This window comes from Mycobacterium seoulense, assembly GCF_010731595.1.
GTDB lineage: Bacteria > Actinomycetota > Actinomycetes > Mycobacteriales > Mycobacteriaceae > Mycobacterium > Mycobacterium seoulense.
In genome coordinates, this window is the sequence record NZ_AP022582.1 from 817,560 (window position 1) to 834,918 (window position 17,359).

A 17,359-nucleotide genomic window follows, 5' to 3' on the forward strand; every position below is an offset into this window, starting at 1 on the left:
GGCGCGGCGGGGTGAGAATACAAGTCGCTCAGAAGAACAGGTGACGTCATGACTCGATACACCACCCAGCCGCGACGACTCTGCGTCTCCGCGCTGGCGGCGGTGGCCAACCCGTCCTATGCCCGCGTCGATACCTGGAACCTGCTCGACGACGCGTGCCGCCACCTCGCCGAGGTCGACCTGGCCGGGCTCGACAAGACCCACGACGTGGCCCGGGTGAAACGCCTGATGGACCGCATCGCCGCCTACGAGCGGTACTGGCTGTACCCCGGCGCGGCGAACCTGGCGAGCTTCCGCGCGCACCTGGAGAGCCTGTCCACGGTGCGGCTCACCGAAGAGGTGTCCATGGCCGTGCGGCTGCTGAGCGAATACGGCGACCGCGCAGGCCTTTTCGACACCTCCGCGCCGCTGGCCGACCAGGAGCTGGTGGCCCAGGCCAAGCAGCAGCAGTTCTACACCGTCCTGCTCGCCGACGACGCGCCGGCGTCGGCCCCCGAGAACCTGGCGGAATGCCTGCGGGACCTGCACAACCCGTCGGACGACGTGCAGTTCGAGATCCTGGTGGTTCCCAGCGTCGAGGACGCCATCACCGCGGTCGCGCTGAACGGGGAGATCCAGGCCGCGATCATCCGCGACGACCTGCCGCTGCGCTCCCGGGACCGGCTGCCGCTGATGAACACGCTGCTCGGGCCCAACGAGGACGCGGGTGACGTCATCCCCGACCGCGCCAACGACTGGGTGGAGTGCGGCGAGTGGATCCGCGAGCTGCGGCCCCACATCGACCTGTACCTGCTCACCGACGAGTCGATCGCGGCGGGCGACGACACCGAGCCCGATGTCTACGACCGGACGTTCTATCGGCTCAACGACGTCACCGATCTGCACAGCACCGTCCTCGCCGGGCTCCGGAACCGGTATGCCACACCGTTTTTCGATGCGCTGCGCGCATACGCGGCGGCACCGGTCGGCCAATTCCACGCGCTGCCGGTCGCGCGTGGTGCCAGCATCTTCAACTCGAAGTCGTTGCAGGACATGGGCGAGTTCTACGGCCGCAACATCTTCATGGCCGAGACCTCGACCACGTCCGGCGGCCTCGACTCGCTGCTCGACCCGCACGGCAACATCAAGAAGGCGATGGACAAGGCCGCGCACACGTGGAACTCCGACCACACCTATTTCGTCACCAACGGGACCTCCACCGCCAACAAGATCGTCGTGCAGTCCCTGACCCGGCCGGGCGACATCGTGCTGATCGACCGCAACTGCCACAAGTCGCACCACTACGGGCTGGTGCTTGCCGGTGCGTACCCGCTGTACCTGGACGCGTATCCGTTGCCGCAGTTCGCGATCTACGGGGCGGTGTCGCTGCGCACGATCAAGCAGACACTGCTGGACCTCGAAGCCGCCGGCCAGCTGGACCGGGTGCGCATGCTGCTGCTGACCAACTGCACCTTCGACGGCGTGGTGTACAACCCGTTTCAGGTCATGCAGGAGGTGCTGGCGATCAAGCCCGACATCTGCTTCCTGTGGGACGAGGCGTGGTACGCCTTCGCCACCGCCGTGCCGTGGGCCCGGCAGCGCACGGCGATGGTGGCGGCCGAGCGCCTCGAGCAGATGCTCGCATCGCCGGAATACGCGGCCCAGTACCGGAAATGGGCAGCCGAGATGGAGGGGGTCGACCGGTCGGATTGGGTCGACCGGTCGTTGTTGCCCGACCCTGCCCGCGCCCGGGTTCGCGTCTACGCCACACATTCGACGCACAAGTCGCTGTCGGCGCTTCGCCAGGCGTCGATGATCCACGTCCGCGACCAGGACTTCAACGCCCTGGCGCGCGACGCGTTCGGTGAGGCCTTCCTGACCCACACCTCGACCTCACCGAACCAGCAGCTGCTGGCGTCGCTGGACTTGGCCCGCCGGCAGGTCGACATCGAGGGCTTTCAGCTGGTCCGGCAGACCTACGACATGGCGCTGGTGTTTCGCCATCGCGTGCGGCGAGACCGGTTGATCAGCAAGTGGTTCCGCATCCTCGACGAGTCCGACCTGGTGCCCGAGGAGTTCCGGGCGTCGTCGGTGAGTTCCTACCGCGAGGTCCGGCAGGGCGCGCTGGCCGAGTGGAACGAGGCGTGGCGGTCCGACCAGTTCGTGCTGGACGCGACGCGGGTGACGCTGTTCGTCGGCAAGACGGGAATGAACGGGTACGACTTCCGCGAGAAGATCCTGATGGAGCGGTTCGGCATCCAGATCAACAAGACGTCGATCAACAGCGTGCTGCTGATCTTCACCATCGGCGTCACCTGGTCGAGCGTGCATTATCTGCTCGACGTATTGCGCAGGGTGGCAATCGATTTCGACCGCACCGAGAGCGCGGCCAGCGTCGCCGACCGGGCGTTGCACCAGCGTCACGTCGAGGAGATCACCCAGGACCTGCCGCACCTGCCCGACTTCAGCGAGTTCGACGTCGCCTTCCAGCCCGTCGACGGGTGCATGTTCGGCGACATGCGGTCGGCCTTCTACGCCGGATACGAGGAGTCCGACCGCGAGCACGTCCTGATCGGCATGGCGGGGCGGCGGTTGGCGGAGGGCAAGACGCTGGTGTCCACCACGTTCGTGGTGCCCTACCCGCCGGGCTTCCCGGTGCTGGTCCCCGGGCAGGTGGTCTCCAAGGAGATCATCTACTTCCTGGCCCAGCTCGACGTCAAAGAGATCCACGGCTACAACCCCGACCTGGGGCTCTCGGTGTTCACCGAGGCGGCGCTGGCGCGCATGGAGGCGCAGCGCAGCGCGGCGACCGCCGCGGTCGGTTCGGCGTTCCCGGCCTTCGAGCTGCCGCCGGACGCCTCCGGACTCAACGGCGCGCTCAACGGCGACGCGGCCGCCCAGGCGGTCAGCGAAGACGCCTGAGCCTAGGCGCCGGGCGGGGTCGAGCCTTGCGGCGCGCGCTGCGGCCCGCCGAGTTCGCCAAGCCGGAGCCCCCGGGTGATCTCGTCTTTGCGGGCCGCGCTGCCGGCCGGGGCCGTCTCCGGACAGCCGCAGCTCAGGGTGTTGAACGGGCTGGGATCGGCGCTGGCCGGCGCCGCCCCCACCAGCCCGAAGCCCAGGACGATCGCGAGGTAGGCCAGCATTCGTGTGGTCGCGCGGTTGCGGCGCGCAAGGCGTGCAGTACCAGACATGACGACGCCAGCCTAGGTGGGATCGCTGGGAACCGGCTGAGAACCGCGCTGATCTCGGTCGTCACGCCGCTTCGTGGTCCGCGCCGGGGTGGCGCCCCGCGCGCTGCGGCAGGACGACGAGCAGCGCCACGATGATCGCGGCGATCACCGCCGAGGCCAACGGGCGGCTCAGGGCCAGCCCGCCGTCGGCGACCGGCTTGTCGATGAAGTCACCCACCGTCGCACCCAATGGCCGGGTCAAGATGAACGCGACCCAGAACAACGCCACGCGCGATACCGCGGTCCAGTAGTAGAGCGCCACGACCACGGCCAGGCCGGCCGCGAACACCAACGCCCCACGCTCATAACCGAAGTCGCGAGTGTCGGCCAGCCAATCGCCGAGCGCGGTGCCCAGGGTCTGCGAGAAAGTGATTGTCGCCCAATAGAACGCCTCCACTTTCGGCGTCGAGACGGTGGTGACCGATACGGTGCCCTGCGACCAACGCCACAGGCCCAGGGTGGCCAGCAGGCAGGCCAGCAGCAGCAGGGAACCGCCGGTGTAACCGATGCCGAGCGATCGGTCGGCGAAGTCGGCCAACACCGTGCCGAACGTCGTCGAGGCCACGATCGTCGCCCAGTACAGCGGCGCGTGAAAGCGCTTGGCGAAGATCTGCGCGGCGACCAGCACCACCAGCGCGACGCCGAAGAGCGCAACCCCGGCGGCGTAGCCCCAGTTCAGGGTCATCGTGACGGTGTCGCCGCCCGTCTCGCCCAAGGTGGTGGCCAGGACCTTGATGATCCAGAAGCCCAGGGTGACCGCCGGCACCTTGGTCAACGCGTGTCGCGAAACGTCACTCATCCCCGGTCGACTCCCCGTGTCGTTGTCCATGCATTCCGAGAGTAGCCGCGCTGAGAGAACGCTGAGTCAACCCTTAAGAGGACGCTGTGTTCAGGCTGTGAATCGCGGTTGGGCACCGGTCTTTCCGCTGGCAATGGAAACCTAAGTGGCGGACAGTATTTCACGTTTCATTCCATGTCGGCCCAGGTGTCAGTTCTGCACGGCGGATATGAATTACCTTAGTATTCAATAAGTTACGGTGGTTTGGATGCCCAGTGCGCGACGAAAGCCGTGTCACCATGGGGTGCATGTTCCTCGAGGCCAGGGGCGCCGGCCAACTCGGCGCGGGCGGGCGCTGGTCGGTCATGGTCGTCTCGCTGGGGGTGACGGCAACCTCGTTCCTGTTCATCAATGGCGTCGCATTCCTGATCCCCTCGCTGCAGGCGCGCCGCGGCATACCGTTGACCGAAGCCGGCCTGGTGTCGTCCATGCCGAGCTGGGGCATGGTGGTCACGCTGGTGCTGTGGGGCTGGGTGTTGGACCGGGTCGGTGAGCGGCTCGTGCTGACGGCCGGTTCGGCGCTCACGGCGGCAGCGGCCTATGCCGCGGCGTCGGCCCATTCGATGCTGGCCGTCGGCGTCTTCTTGTTCCTCGGTGGGATGGCGGCGGCCAGCTGTAACACCGCCGGCGGGCGGCTGGTGTCCGCATGGTTCCCGTCACAGCAACGGGGCCTGGCGATGGGCATCCGCCAGACCGCACAGCCGCTGGGCATCGCCCTGGGCGCGTTGGTGATACCGGAGCTGGCCGAACGCGGCCCCCGGTCGGGGCTGATGTTCCTCGCGCTCATGTGCACCATGGCAGCGGTCGCCAGCGCGCTGGGGATCGTCGATCCGCCGCGGAAATCACGCAAGGTAGCCAGCGACGCAGAACTTGCCAGTCCGTATCGCGGGTCGTTCGTCCTGTGGCGGATTCACGCGGTGGGCGCCCTGCTGATGATGCCGCAGACCGTGACCGTCACGTTCATGCTCGTGTGGTTGATCGATCGCCATGGCTGGTCGGTTGCGGCCGCCGGCGGCCTCGTGACCATGTGTCAACTGCTGGGCGCGGCGGGCCGCATCGCGGTCGGACGCTGGTCGGATCGCACCGGCTCGCGGATGCGACCCGTCCGCGCCATCGCCGTCGCCGCCACGCTGACCCTGTTCCTGCTCGCCCTCGCCGACGGCATCGGTTCGGGCTACGACGTGTTGCTCATGGCCGCCATCTCGGTGATCGCCGTGCTCGACAACGGGCTCGAGGCCACCGCCATCACCGAGTTCGCCGGCCCCTTCTGGAGCGGGCGCGCTTTGGGCCTGCAGAACACCACGCAGCGGTTGATGGCGGCCGCCGGGCCCCCGCTCTTCGGTGCACTGATCGTGGCCGCCGAATACCCGGCGGCCTGGGCGCTTTGCGCGTTGTTCCCGTTGGCGGCCGTGCCGCTGGTGCCCGCCGGGTCGTGCGGGCGCGACGCGGAAACAGGGGAGAGCGTTGTGCCACAACGATCCCGGCGGGATCGTGAGGTGATCGAGGCTCGATGATCGCGCGTTGTGCGTCGGACCGCGCCGGGTAGCCGGCGATCGCGGGTGCGCTGACGGCTTTCAGTGTGCGTGCACGGCGCCGACACGCCGGTGACTCCCGCCCTGGCCGCACACTCAAGTGCTCAGCGCAGGATACGGGCGTACAGCAGGCTGTCTTGCGGCTCGAGGCCCAGGTTGGGGTAGACGGCGTGGCGGGCCAGGCGGCCCTCCAACACGAAACCGGCGCGCTCGAGCAGCCGCGCCGACCGCTCGTTGTCGACATTGCACGTGGCCCACACCCGGTACACCGCCCGGTCGCTGTCGAGCGCGGTCAACAGCATGTCGAGCACCTCGGACATCAGGCCCTTGCCCCACCACCGTCGGCCCAGGCAGTAACCGATCTCGACCGAGTGCGGCACCGGGCGCCGGCAGCTGGCCAGGCCGACCACGTCCCCGCTGTGCCGTAACTCGATCACCCAGGTCCGCTCGTCGGCGGTGGCGTTGAGCTTTTCGGTGATCACCCGCCGGGTCGCCGCCACGTCGGGATGCGGCGCCCACATCAGATACCGGGTGACCTCGGGATCGCGGGCGACCCGCTGAAACAGTGCGCCGGCGTCGTCGAGGACGGGCCTTCGCAGCACCAGCCGGGGCCCGGTGATGCGGTCGGGTGGGTAGTCGGCCACGGCGCTAGAGGCCGAGCGCCTGATAGGTGCGGCGGACGAACTTCGGTTGCACCGATTGGAGTTTCGCCAGCGAGGTGTTGCCCGCGACGGCCGCGGCAACGTCGGCGGACATATCGGGCAGGTTCTGGACCAGATAGAGCAGAACCAGATCGGCGGCCGGGTCGGCCTGCCACCACGTCCCGTAGGCGCCGGGCCAGCTGAAGGTCCCGACCCCACCCGGCCCGAACAGCGGTGTGCTCCGTGCGGGATCGGTCACCACCGACAGGTTCAGCCCGAAGCCGCGGCCCACCCAATACGGCGCCCCCAGGAAGTTGTGGCGCTTCTGTTCGTCGGTCAGCCGGTCGGTCCGCATCAGCCGGGCGGACTCGGCCGACAGCACCCGCACGCCGTCGATCGTTCCCTCGCCGAGCAGCATGCGCACGAACCGCAGGTAATCGTCGGCGGTCGACCACAGGCCGCCGCCCGCGTTGGGGAACGACGGCGGCTTGATGTGCGGCGGCCCCATCACGTCGTGGTGCAGTCCGCCCTGCTCGTCGAGCCGGTACATGGTGGCGGCGCGGCGGCGCGCCTCGGGGGAGACGAAGAACCCGGTATCCGGCATGCCCACCGGGCCCAGCACCCGTTCCTCGAGAACCTGGTGGAACGGCTTGCCCTCGATGCGCGCCGCGATGACGCCCAGCAGGTCGATGGAATGGCTGTAGGTGAGCCGGTCGCCCGGCTGATGCACCAGCGGCAGCCGGGCCAGTTCGGCCAGCCAGGCGTCGGGACCCTGGTTGAACGGCAGCCGCATGTAGGCCTTGGCGATCGGCCCGGACACCGAGAAGCTGTAGGCCAGGCCGCTGGTGTGGGTGAGCAGGTCCTCGATCAGGATGGCGCGCCGCGCCGGATGCGTGCGGTCCAGCGGGCCGTGCGGCTCGTCGAGCACCCGCACGTCGGCCAGCTCCGGCGCCCAGCGCACGACCGGGTCCTTCAGCGTCAGCTTGCCCTCGTCGACCAGGCTCATCACCGCCGCGACGGTGACCGGCTTGGTCATCGATGCGATCCGGAACAGGGTGTCGCGTTGCATCGGCAGGCCCGCGTCCACGTCGCGATGGCCGATTTCGTTGACCTGCAGCACTTCTCCGCGCTGCCAGACCATTGTCACCGCGCCGGCGAGCATGCCGGCGTCACACACTTCGCGGATGGAGGCCGCGTTGGCGTCGAGATTCACCCGAATCACGTTAGCGTCGGGCCCGGGGCGCGCGGACGTCACACTAGGGCTGTCGCCCTTCCAGCGCGTCGTCCACGGTGGGATAGAGCTCGATGAACTCGTCGAGGCCCACGATGCGCAGCGTCCGGCTGGTGGCCGAGCCCTGGGCCGCCACCCGCAGCGAGGTCGGGCTGTCCTGGGTCAGGCGCTGCACCTCGACCAGCACGGTGATGCCCGCGGAGGACAGGAAGTTCACCCCGGTGAGGTCGATGACGAGCACCGCGGGCGTGCCGGAGAGGGCGACGTCGATCTGCGTCGCGAGCGAGGGCGCGGTGATGATGTCCACCGCACCGCTGACCTCGAGGATCACCGCCTCACCGGCATCGCGGCGGTTGACCCAGAACTCCTCGCTCATGACGATCCGAACCGTACTGCCTGCCCGCGACGACCGACCAACCGGTCCGTGACGCGCCGGCCGCGGTGGGCCGCCACGGCAAGATTTCATGACGGTTTCGGTTGAGCAAAGGTACTGCAGCGTACCCGCGGTGCGCGGCCCGACACCGCCTGTTTGGCTTTAGTGTTGGCTGCTATGTCCGGACCGAACAATCGCGTGAAGCGCTGGCGCACAGCGCTTCACGCAACGGTGTCGGCATTGCTGGTCGCCATCCCCGGACTCGCCGCCACTCCCGCGGCTCGCGCGGCCGCGGCCACGGCGACGTTGTCGGTGGAACACGCGTGGCAGACCGGCTTCATCGCGAACTTCACCGTCACCAACTTGAGCGCGGTGCCGCTGACCGACTGGCGGCTCGACTTCGACATGCCGGCCGGACAATCCGTCCTGCACACGTGGAACAGCACCGTCACCCAGTCGGGCACCCACTACGTGCTCACCCCCGCGAATTGGAATCGCAGCATTGCACCCGGTGGTTCAGCCACAGGTGGCGTGAGAGGCGTGGTGATCGGTTCCTTCTCGCCACCGTCGAATTGCGTGCTCAACGGGCAGTATCCCTGCACCTAGCGGCGGCCGCGCACCGACGCCCAGTTCCGCGCGGTACCGCGGCACGCTGTCGTCCTCCGCAAGCGGGAGGGTGCCCGCGGTGAGGCGGGGGCCACGCGGCCCCACTTGCGGTGCGACGGCTGGGGCGGGTGTGGCGGCCCGGGTGCTCGACCGCGACGCCGGTCGTGCCTCGCGCCGCGCGCTTTCGAACAAGTGCTACGCTGCCGGGCAGTCGACATCCTTTAACGATCCGTCCGGCGAGGCGGAGAAGGAGGTCAAGGTTTCGCATGGGTGCAGCGGGTGACACCGGCACCGGCCGCGAGTTGATGTCGGCGGCCGACGTGAGTCGCACCATTTCCCGTATCGCGCATCAGATCATCGAGAAGACCGCGCTGGACGCCCCCGACGCGCCGCGCGTGGTGCTGCTGGGCATCCCGACACGCGGCGTGATCCTGGCCACGCGACTGGCCACCAACATCGCGGAATACAGCGGGGTGGAGGTCGGCCACGGCGCCCTCGACATCACCCTGTACCGCGACGACCTGATGCAGAAGCCGCCGCGGCCGCTGGAGGTCACCTCGATCCCGGCCGGCGGCATCGACGACGCGCTGGTGATCCTCATCGACGACGTGCTGTACTCCGGGCGCTCCGTGCGCTCGGCGCTGGACGCGCTGCGCGACGTCGGCCGTCCACGGGTGGTGCAGCTGGCCGTGCTGGTCGACCGGGGTCACCGCGAACTGCCGCTGCGCGCCGATTACGTCGGCAAGAACGTCCCCACCTCCCGCAGCGAGAGCGTGCACGTGCTGCTCAGCGAGCAGGACGGGCGCGACGGGGTGGTGATCTCGCGATGACGCGCCACCTGCTGGCCGCCGGCGACCTCAGCCGCGACGAGGCCACCGCCATCCTCGACGACGCGGACCGGTTCGCCGAAGCGCTGGTGGGCCGCGAGGTCAAGAAGCTGCCGACCCTGCGCGGCCGCACGGTGATCACCATGTTCTACGAGAACTCCACCCGTACCCGGGTGTCCTTCGAGGTGGCGGGCAAGTGGATGAGCGCCGACGTGATCAACGTCAGCGCGGCCGGATCGTCGGTGGGCAAGGGCGAGTCGCTGCGCGACACCGCCCTGACGCTGCGGGCGGCCGGCGCCGACGCGCTGATCATCCGCCATCCGGCGTCCGGTGCGGCCCACCTGCTCGCCGACTGGACGTGCGCCGACGACGACTCCGGCCCCTCGGTGATCAACGCCGGGGACGGCACACACGAGCACCCGACGCAGGCGCTGCTGGACGCGCTGACCATCCGTCAGCGCCTCGGCGGCATCGAGGGCCGGCGCATCGTGATCGTCGGCGACATCCTGCACAGCCGGGTCGCCCGCTCCAACGTCATGCTGCTGAACACCCTGGGCGCCGAGGTGGTGCTGGTCGCGCCGCCGACGCTGTTGCCGGCCGGGGTCGAAGGCTGGCCGGTCACCGTCTCGGGCGACTTCGACGCCGAGCTGCCGGCCGCCGACGCGGTGCTGATGCTGCGGGTGCAGGCCGAGCGGATGAACGGCGGCTTCTTCCCGTCGGTGCGCGAATACTCCTCCCGCTACGGGCTTTCCGATCGCCGCCAGGCGATGCTGCCCGGACATGCCGTGGTGCTGCACCCCGGTCCGATGCTGCGCGGCATGGAGATCGCGTCGTCGGTGGCCGACTCGTCGCAATCGGCCGTGCTGCAACAGGTTTCCAACGGTGTACACGTGCGGATGGCGGTGCTGTTCCACGTGCTGGTGGGCGCCGAGTCGGCCGGTAACGAGGGGGCGGCATGAGCGTGCTGATCCGTGGGGTCCGGTTGTACGGCGAGGGCGACCGGGTCGACGTGCTGGTCGGCAGTCCCGGCTTCGAAGGCCAGATCGCCGCGATCGGGCCGAAGCTGGAAATCCCCGACACCGCCGACGTCATCGACGCGACGGGCCACGTGCTGCTGCCCGGGTTCGTCGACCTGCACACCCACCTGCGCGAGCCGGGCCGCGAATACGCCGAGGACATCGAAACAGGCTCGGCCGCAGCGGCGTTGGGCGGCTACACCGCCGTGTTCGCGATGGCCAACACCAATCCGGTCGCCGACAGCCCGGTGGTCACCGATCACGTCTGGCACCGCGGTCAGCAGGTCGGCCTGGTCGACGTGCACCCCGTCGGCGCCGTGACGGTCGGGCTGGCCGGCACCGAACTCACCGAGATGGGCATGATGGCGGCCGGGGCCGCGCAGGTCCGGATGTTCTCCGACGACGGCGTCTGCGTGCACGACCCGCTGGTGATGCGCCGCGCCCTCGAGTACGCCACCGGGCTGGGGGTGCTCATCGCCCAGCACGCCGAGGAACCCAGGCTGACCGTCGGCGCCGTCGCCCACGAGGGGCCGGCGGCCGCCCGGCTGGGACTCTCGGGATGGCCGCGGGCCGCCGAGGAATCGATCGTCGCCCGCGACGCGCTGCTGGCGCGCGACGCCGGTGCCCGCGTCCACATCTGCCACGCGTCCACCGCGGGCACCGTCGATCTCCTGAAATGGGCTAAGGGGCAAGGCATCTCGATCACCGCCGAGGTCACCCCGCATCACCTGTTGCTCGACGACAGCAGACTGGCCAGCTACGACGGGCGCAATCGCGTCAACCCGCCGCTGCGGGAAACCGCCGACGCGGTCGCGTTGCGCCAGGCCCTGGCCGACGGCGTCATCGACTGTGTGGCCACCGACCACGCCCCGCACGCCGAGCACGAGAAGTGCGTGGAGTTCGCCGCGGCGCGCCCCGGCATGCTGGGCTTGCAGACCGCACTGTCGGTCGTGGTGCAGACCATGGTGGCGCCCGGGCTGTTGAGCTGGCGCGACGTCGCCCGGGTGATGAGTGAAAAGCCCGCGGCCATCGTCGGCCTGCCCGATCACGGCCGCCCGCTGGAGGTGGGCGAGCCGGCGAACCTGACGGTGGTGGACCCCGACGCCACCTGGACCGTCGCCGGGTCCGATCTGGCCAGCCGGTCGGCCAACACGCCATTCGAGTCGATGGCCCTGCCCGCCACCGTGACGGCGACCCTGCTGCGCGGGAAGGTCACGGCTCGGGACGGGAAGTGCCCGGCATGAATTCAGGCACGCTGGTGGGATCGCTGATCTTCGCGGCCGTGCTGGTGGTGGTGATCGCGGTGGTGATCCAGCTGATGATGCGGAGCTGGCGGCGTCGCTCGGAGCGGCAGGCGGAGCTGATCGGCGACCTGCCCGACCTGCCCGACCAGGTGGGCGCGGTGCTGATCACCACCCGCGGTCACTATTGCGGTTCCATGATCGCGCCGGGATGGAACGAGCGGATCACCTCCGGCGATCTGGGTTTTCGCAGCAAGGCGGTGCTGACCCGCTACGCCGAGGGGATCATGGTGGAACGTCAACGGGCCCAACCGATTTGGATTCCGCAAGACTTGATCACCGGTATCCGTATGGAGCGCAGCATGGGAGGCAGGGCCGTGGCCCGGATCGGGATTCTGGCGATTCGCTGGCGGATGCCATCGGGAGTCGAGATCGATACCGGGTTTCGGGCGAATCACCGCGACGAATACACCGAGTGGCTGGAGTCCCAGCAGGAGGGAGCCGCGTGAACGACAAAGCACTGCTCGTACTCGAGGACGGGCGTGTCTTCACCGGCACGGCGTTCGGCAAGGTCGGCCAAACCCTCGGTGAGGCCGTGTTTTCCACCGGCATGTCCGGCTACCAGGAGACGCTGACCGATCCCAGCTATCACCGGCAGATCGTGGTGGCCACCGCGCCGCAGATCGGCAACACCGGTTGGAACGCCGAGGACGCCGAAAGCCGCGGCGACAAGATCTGGGTCGCCGGCTACGCGGTGCGCGACCCGTCGCCGCGCGCGTCCAACTGGCGCGCCACCGGCACCCTGGAGGACGAGCTGGTGCGCCAGCACATCGTCGGGATCGCCGGCATCGACACCCGGGCGGTGGTGCGCCACCTGCGCACCCGCGGCTCGATGAAGGCGGGGGTGTTTTCCGGTGCGGCGCTCGCCGACCCGGCCGAACTGGTGGAGCGGGTGCGGGGGCAGCAGTCGATGCTGGGGGCCGACCTGGCCGGCGAGGTCAGCACCCCGGAGCGCTACATCGTCGAACCGGAAGGGCAGCACCGGTTCACGGTGGTCGCGCTGGACCTGGGTATCAAGACCAACACCCCGCGCAACTTCGCCCGCCGCGGCGTCCGCAGCCACGTGCTGCCCTCGTCGACGAGCTTCGGCCAGATCGCCGACATCTCACCCGACGGCGTGTTCTTGTCCAACGGCCCCGGTGACCCCGCCACCGCCGACCACGTCGTCGCCCTCACCCGCGAGGTGCTGGGCGCGGGCATCCCATTGTTCGGCATCTGCTTCGGCAACCAGATCCTGGGCCGGGCGCTGGGCCTGTCCACCTACAAGATGGTCTTCGGCCACCGCGGCATCAACATCCCGGTCATCGATCACGCCACCGGGCGGGTGGCGGTGACCGCGCAGAACCACGGCTTCGCACTGGAAGGCGAGGCGGGCCAGTCCTTCGACACGCCGTTCGGTCCGGCCGTCGTCAGCCACACCTGCGCCAACGACGGGGTGGTCGAGGGCGTCAAACTCGCCGACGGGCGGGCGTTCTCGGTGCAATACCACCCGGAGGCCGCCGCCGGCCCACACGACGCGGAATACCTTTTCGACCAATTCGTCGAGCTGATGGCCGCCCAACAGAGCGAAAGGGGGCGCTAGTGCCGCGGCGCAGTGACCTCAAGCACGTGCTGGTGATCGGGTCGGGGCCGATCGTCATCGGCCAGGCGGCCGAGTTCGACTACTCGGGCACCCAGGCGTGCCGGGTGCTGCGGGCGGAGGGGCTGCAGGTCAGCCTGATCAACTCCAACCCGGCGACGATCATGACCGACCCGGAGTACGCCGACCACACCTACGTCGAGCCCATCACCGCGGCGTTCGTCGAGCGGGTGATCGCCCAGCAGGCCGAGCGCGGCAACAAGATCGACGCGCTGCTGGCCACGCTGGGCGGGCAGACCGCGCTCAACACCGCGGTCGCGCTCTACGAGAACGGGGCGCTGGAGCGCTATGGCGTCGAGCTCATCGGCGCCGACATCGACGCCATCCAGCGCGGCGAGGACCGGCAGATGTTCAAGGACATCGTCACCAAGGTTGGTGGTGAATCCGCCCGCAGCCGAGTGTGTTTCACCATGGACGAGGTCCGCGAGACGGTCGATGAACTCGGGCTGCCCGTCGTGGTGCGGCCCAGCTTCACCATGGGCGGGCTCGGCTCGGGCATGGCGTACTCCGCCGAGGAGGTCGACCGGATGGCCGGCGCGGGGCTGGCCGCCTCGCCCAGCGCCAACGTGCTGATCGAGGAATCGATTTACGGCTGGAAGGAATTCGAGCTCGAGCTGATGCGCGACGGCCACGACAACGTGGTGGTGGTCTGCTCGATCGAGAACGTCGACCCGATGGGCGTGCACACCGGCGACTCGGTCACCGTCGCGCCCGCCATGACGCTCACCGACCGCGAATACCAGCGGATGCGCGACCTGGGCATCGCGATCCTGCGCGAGGTCGGGGTGGACACCGGCGGCTGCAACATCCAGTTCGCGGTCAACCCGCGCGACGGCCGGCTGGTCGTCATCGAGATGAATCCGCGGGTGTCGCGGTCCAGCGCGCTGGCCTCCAAGGCCACCGGTTTCCCGATCGCCAAGATAGCCGCCAAGCTGGCCATCGGGTACACCCTCGACGAGATCGTCAACGACATCACCAAGGAGACGCCGGCCTGCTTCGAACCCACCCTCGACTACGTCGTCGTGAAGGCGCCGCGGTTCGCCTTCGAGAAGTTCCCCGGGGCGGACCCCACCCTGACCACCACGATGAAGTCCGTCGGCGAGGCGATGTCGTTGGGCCGCAACTTCATCGAGGCGCTCGGCAAGGTGATGCGGTCGCTGGAGACCACCCGCGCGGGTTTCTGGACCAAGCCGGACCCGGACGGGGACGTCCACGAGGTGCTCGACCGGCTGCGCACCCCGACCGAGGGTCGGCTCTACGACATCGAGCTGGCGCTGCGGCTCGGCGCGTCGGTCGAGCAGGTCGCCGAGGCCAGCGGTGTCGACCCGTGGTTCCTCGCCCAGATCGGCGAGCTGGGCAAGCTGCGCACCGAACTGGTGGACGCCCCGGTCCTCGACACCGACCTGCTGCGGCGGGCCAAGCACAGCGGGCTGTCGGACCGCCAAATCGCCGCGCTGCGGCCGGAATTGGCGGGGGAGAACGGGGTGCGCTCGCTGCGCTCGCGGTTGGGCATCCACCCGGTGTACAAGACGGTGGACACCTGCGCGGCGGAATTCGAGGCCAGGACGCCCTACCACTACAGCAGCTACGAGCTCGACCCTGCCGCCGAGACCGAGGTGGCCCCGCAGGCCGAGCGGCCCAAGGTGCTGATCCTGGGGTCGGGACCAAACCGGATCGGCCAGGGCATCGAATTCGATTACAGCTGCGTGCACGCGGCAACCACGTTGAGCCAGGCCGGCTTTGAGACCGTGATGGTCAACTGCAACCCGGAGACGGTGTCCACCGACTACGACACCGCCGACCGGCTGTACTTCGAGCCGCTCACCTTCGAGGACGTCCTGGAGGTGTTCCGCGCCGAAAGCCGGTCCGCCGGCGACGGCCCGGGCGTCGTCGGAGTCATCGTGCAGCTGGGCGGCCAGACCCCGCTCGGCCTGGCCCAGCGCCTGGCCGACGCCGGGGTCCCCATCGTGGGCACCCCGCCGGAGGCGATCGATTTGGCCGAGGACCGCGGCGCCTTCGGTGACCTGCTGGCCGGCGCCGGCTTGCCCGCGCCGAAATACGGCATGGCGACGACTTTCGCGCAGGCCCGCCGGATCGCCGACGAGATCGGTTACCCCGTGCTGGTGCGGCCGTCGTACGTGCTGGGCGGCCGCGGCATGGAGATCGTCTACGACGACGAGACGCTCGAGGGCTACATCACCCGCGCCACCGAGCTGTCGCCCGAGCACCCGGTGCTGGTCGACCGCTTCCTCGAGGACGCGGTGGAGATCGACGTCGACGCGCTGTGCGACGGCAGCGAGGTCTACATCGGCGGCATCATGGAGCACATCGAGGAGGCGGGCATCCACTCCGGCGACTCGGCGTGCGCGCTGCCGCCGGTCACGTTGGGCCGCAGCGACATCGAGAAGGTGCGCCGCGCGACGGAGGCCATCGCGCACGGCATCGGGGTGATCGGCCTGCTCAACGTGCAATACGCGCTGAAGGACGACGTGCTCTACGTCCTGGAGGCCAACCCGCGCGCCAGCCGCACCGTCCCGTTCGTCTCCAAGGCCACCGCGATCCCGCTCGCCAAGGCGTGCGCCCGGATCATGTTGGGCGCCACCATTCCCCAGCTGCGCGCCGAGGGCATGCTGGCGGCGTCCGGGGACGGCGCCCACGCGGGCCCGAACGCTCCGATCGCGGTCAAGGAGGCCGTGCTGCCGTTCCACCGCTTCCGCCGCGCCGACGGGGCCGCCATCGATTCACTGCTCGGCCCGGAGATGAAATCGACCGGCGAGGTGATGGGCATCGACCGCGACTTCGGCAGCGCCTTCGCCAAGAGCCAGACCGCCGCCTACGGGTCGCTGCCCGCCGAGGGCACCATCTTCGTCTCGGTCGCCAACCGGGACAAGCGGTCGCTGGTGTTCCCCGTCAAGCGCCTGGCCGACCTGGGCTTCCGCGTCCTGGCCACGGAGGGCACCGCGGAGATGTTGCGCCGCAACGGGATTCCCTGCGACGAGGTGCGCAAACACTTCGAGCCGCCGCAGCCGGGCCGCCCGGCGGTGTCCGCCGTCGACGCGATCAAGGCCGGCGAGGTCGACATGGTGATCAACACCCCCTACGGCAACTCCGGCCCACGCATCGACGGTTACGAGATCCGTTCGGCCGCGGTCTCGGTCAACATCCCGTGCGTCACGACCGTGCAGGGCGCGTCCGCCGCCATCCAGGGCATCGAGGCGGGCATCCGCGGCGACATCGGCGTCCGGTCCCTGCAAGAACTGCACAGCCTGATGGGCCAGGGCGCCGCGCCCGGGGAAGGCCCCCGGTGACGGGGTTCGGTCTCCGGCTCGCCGAGGCCAAGGCGCAGCGCGGCCCGCTGTGCGTGGGCATCGACCCGCACCCCGAGCTGCTGCGCGCCTGGGATCTGCCGGCCACCGCCGACGGGCTGGCCGCGTTCTGCGACATCTGCGTCGAGGCCTTCGCCGGTTTCGCCGTCGTCAAGCCGCAGGTGGCGTTCTTCGAGGCCTACGGCGCCGCCGGGTTCGCGGTGCTCGAACGCACCATCGCGGCCCTGCGATCGGCCGGCGTGCTGGTGCTGGCCGACGCCAAGCGCGGAGACATCGGCACCACCATGGCGGCCTACGCCACCGCCTGGGCGGGTGACTCGCCGCTGGCCGCCGACGCCGTGACGGCCTCGCCCTACCTGGGGTTCGGCTCGCTGCGGCCGCTGCTCGAGGCCGCCGCGGCCCACGATCGGGGCGTGTTCGTGCTGGCCGCCACGTCCAACCCCGAGGGCGCGACCGTCCAGCGGGCCGCCTTCGACGGGCGCACGGTGGCCCAGCTGGTGGTCGACCAGGCCGCGGTGGTGAACAAGTCCGCCGCGCCGTCCGGCCCCGGCTACGTCGGCGTGGTGGTGGGTGCGACCGTCCTGCAGGCGCCCGACCTCAGCGCGCTGGGCGGACCCGTGCTGGTGCCGGGCCTGGGCGTGCAGGGCGGGCGGCCAGAGGCCCTCGCGGGGCTGGGCGGGGCGGATCCCGGGCAGCTGTTGCCCGCGGTGGCCCGCGAGGTGCTGCGCGCGGGACCCGGCGTGACCGAACTGCGGGCGGCCGGCGAGCGGATGCTGGACGCCGTCGCCTACCTGAGAGCCCCCTAGCGCCCTCCGGGCGT

General features: G+C 69.7%; 15 protein-coding genes. 10 read left to right on the forward strand and 5 right to left on the reverse strand.

The window, feature by feature from the left end; genetic code table 11:
• Window positions 1-48: 48 nt before the first annotated feature.
• Window positions 49-2,901 (forward strand): aminotransferase class I/II-fold pyridoxal phosphate-dependent enzyme, encoded by a 2,853-nt coding sequence (locus tag G6N37_RS04115; RefSeq protein WP_163676276.1) that lies wholly within the window; start codon window positions 49-51, stop codon window positions 2,899-2,901.
• Window positions 2,902-2,903: 2 nt separating this feature from the next.
• Here the strand turns inward: G6N37_RS04115 and G6N37_RS04120 are convergent, their stop codons facing one another.
• Window positions 2,904-3,170 carry a hypothetical protein gene (locus tag G6N37_RS04120; protein WP_163676279.1) on the reverse strand — a complete coding sequence of 89 codons (267 nt, stop codon included), beginning with the start codon at window positions 3,168-3,170 and terminating at the stop codon, window positions 2,904-2,906.
• Between the two features lie 61 nt (window positions 3,171-3,231).
• Window positions 3,232-4,008, reverse strand: coding sequence for a COG4705 family protein (locus G6N37_RS04125; protein WP_163676281.1), 777 nt, complete (start codon window positions 4,006-4,008; stop codon window positions 3,232-3,234).
• A gap of 287 nt (window positions 4,009-4,295) precedes the next feature.
• On the opposite strand from G6N37_RS04125, the gene G6N37_RS04130 reads away from it, so the two are divergent.
• Window positions 4,296-5,561 carry an MFS transporter gene (locus G6N37_RS04130; RefSeq protein ID WP_163684582.1) on the forward strand — a complete coding sequence of 422 codons (1,266 nt, stop codon included), beginning with the start codon at window positions 4,296-4,298 and terminating at the stop codon, window positions 5,559-5,561.
• A 122-nt stretch (window positions 5,562-5,683) separates the two neighbouring features.
• On the opposite strand, the gene G6N37_RS04135 is transcribed toward G6N37_RS04130, so the two are convergent.
• The 3 genes from G6N37_RS04135 to G6N37_RS04145 are packed head-to-tail and all read right to left on the reverse strand — an operon-like array spanning window position 5,684 to window position 7,827.
• Window positions 5,684-6,223: a GNAT family N-acetyltransferase gene (locus tag G6N37_RS04135; protein ID WP_163676284.1), complete on the reverse strand. Its 540-nt coding sequence runs from the start codon at window positions 6,221-6,223 to the stop codon at window positions 5,684-5,686.
• Between the two features lie 4 nt (window positions 6,224-6,227).
• The gene (locus G6N37_RS04140; RefSeq protein ID WP_174813790.1) at window positions 6,228-7,433 is read right to left on the reverse strand and encodes a serine hydrolase domain-containing protein; all 1,206 of its coding nucleotides are present in this window, start codon (window positions 7,431-7,433) and stop codon (window positions 6,228-6,230) included.
• 43 nt (window positions 7,434-7,476) lie between these two features.
• Complete coding sequence (locus tag G6N37_RS04145; protein ID WP_163676287.1) at window positions 7,477-7,827, reverse strand: STAS domain-containing protein; 351 nt, start codon at window positions 7,825-7,827, stop codon at window positions 7,477-7,479.
• 174 nt (window positions 7,828-8,001) lie between these two features.
• Here G6N37_RS04145 and G6N37_RS04150 point away from each other — a divergent pair, with 174 nt between their 5' ends.
• The 8 genes from G6N37_RS04150 to pyrF all read left to right on the forward strand — a co-directional run bounded on the left by G6N37_RS04150 (window position 8,002) and on the right by pyrF (window position 17,345).
• Window positions 8,002-8,430 (forward strand): cellulose-binding domain-containing protein, encoded by a 429-nt coding sequence (locus G6N37_RS04150; RefSeq protein WP_163676290.1) that lies wholly within the window; start codon window positions 8,002-8,004, stop codon window positions 8,428-8,430.
• A gap of 266 nt (window positions 8,431-8,696) precedes the next feature.
• Entirely contained in the window at window positions 8,697-9,260 is a 564-nt protein-coding gene (gene pyrR, locus G6N37_RS04155) for a bifunctional pyr operon transcriptional regulator/uracil phosphoribosyltransferase PyrR (RefSeq protein ID WP_163676293.1), read from the forward strand.
• A complete protein-coding gene (locus G6N37_RS04160; protein WP_163676296.1) occupies window positions 9,257-10,216 on the forward strand; it encodes an aspartate carbamoyltransferase catalytic subunit in 960 nt (319 codons plus the stop codon). Before pyrR ends, G6N37_RS04160 begins: the two co-directional genes overlap by 4 nt.
• Window positions 10,213-11,517 (forward strand): dihydroorotase, encoded by a 1,305-nt coding sequence (locus tag G6N37_RS04165; RefSeq protein ID WP_163676299.1) that lies wholly within the window; start codon window positions 10,213-10,215, stop codon window positions 11,515-11,517. The genes G6N37_RS04160 and G6N37_RS04165 overlap by 4 nt, the downstream gene beginning before the upstream one ends.
• Window positions 11,514-12,023: a PH-like domain-containing protein gene (locus G6N37_RS04170; RefSeq protein WP_163676302.1), complete on the forward strand. Its 510-nt coding sequence runs from the start codon at window positions 11,514-11,516 to the stop codon at window positions 12,021-12,023. The genes G6N37_RS04165 and G6N37_RS04170 overlap by 4 nt, the downstream gene beginning before the upstream one ends.
• Window positions 12,020-13,156 carry a glutamine-hydrolyzing carbamoyl-phosphate synthase small subunit gene (carA, locus tag G6N37_RS04175; RefSeq protein ID WP_163676317.1) on the forward strand — a complete coding sequence of 379 codons (1,137 nt, stop codon included), beginning with the start codon at window positions 12,020-12,022 and terminating at the stop codon, window positions 13,154-13,156. Before G6N37_RS04170 ends, carA begins: the two co-directional genes overlap by 4 nt.
• Complete coding sequence (gene carB / locus G6N37_RS04180; protein ID WP_163676333.1) at window positions 13,156-16,521, forward strand: carbamoyl-phosphate synthase large subunit; 3,366 nt, start codon at window positions 13,156-13,158, stop codon at window positions 16,519-16,521. The genes carA and carB overlap by 1 nt, the downstream gene beginning before the upstream one ends.
• Entirely contained in the window at window positions 16,518-17,345 is an 828-nt protein-coding gene (gene pyrF, locus G6N37_RS04185; protein ID WP_163676336.1) for an orotidine-5'-phosphate decarboxylase, read from the forward strand. Before carB ends, pyrF begins: the two co-directional genes overlap by 4 nt.
• Window positions 17,346-17,359: the final 14 nt, after the last annotated feature.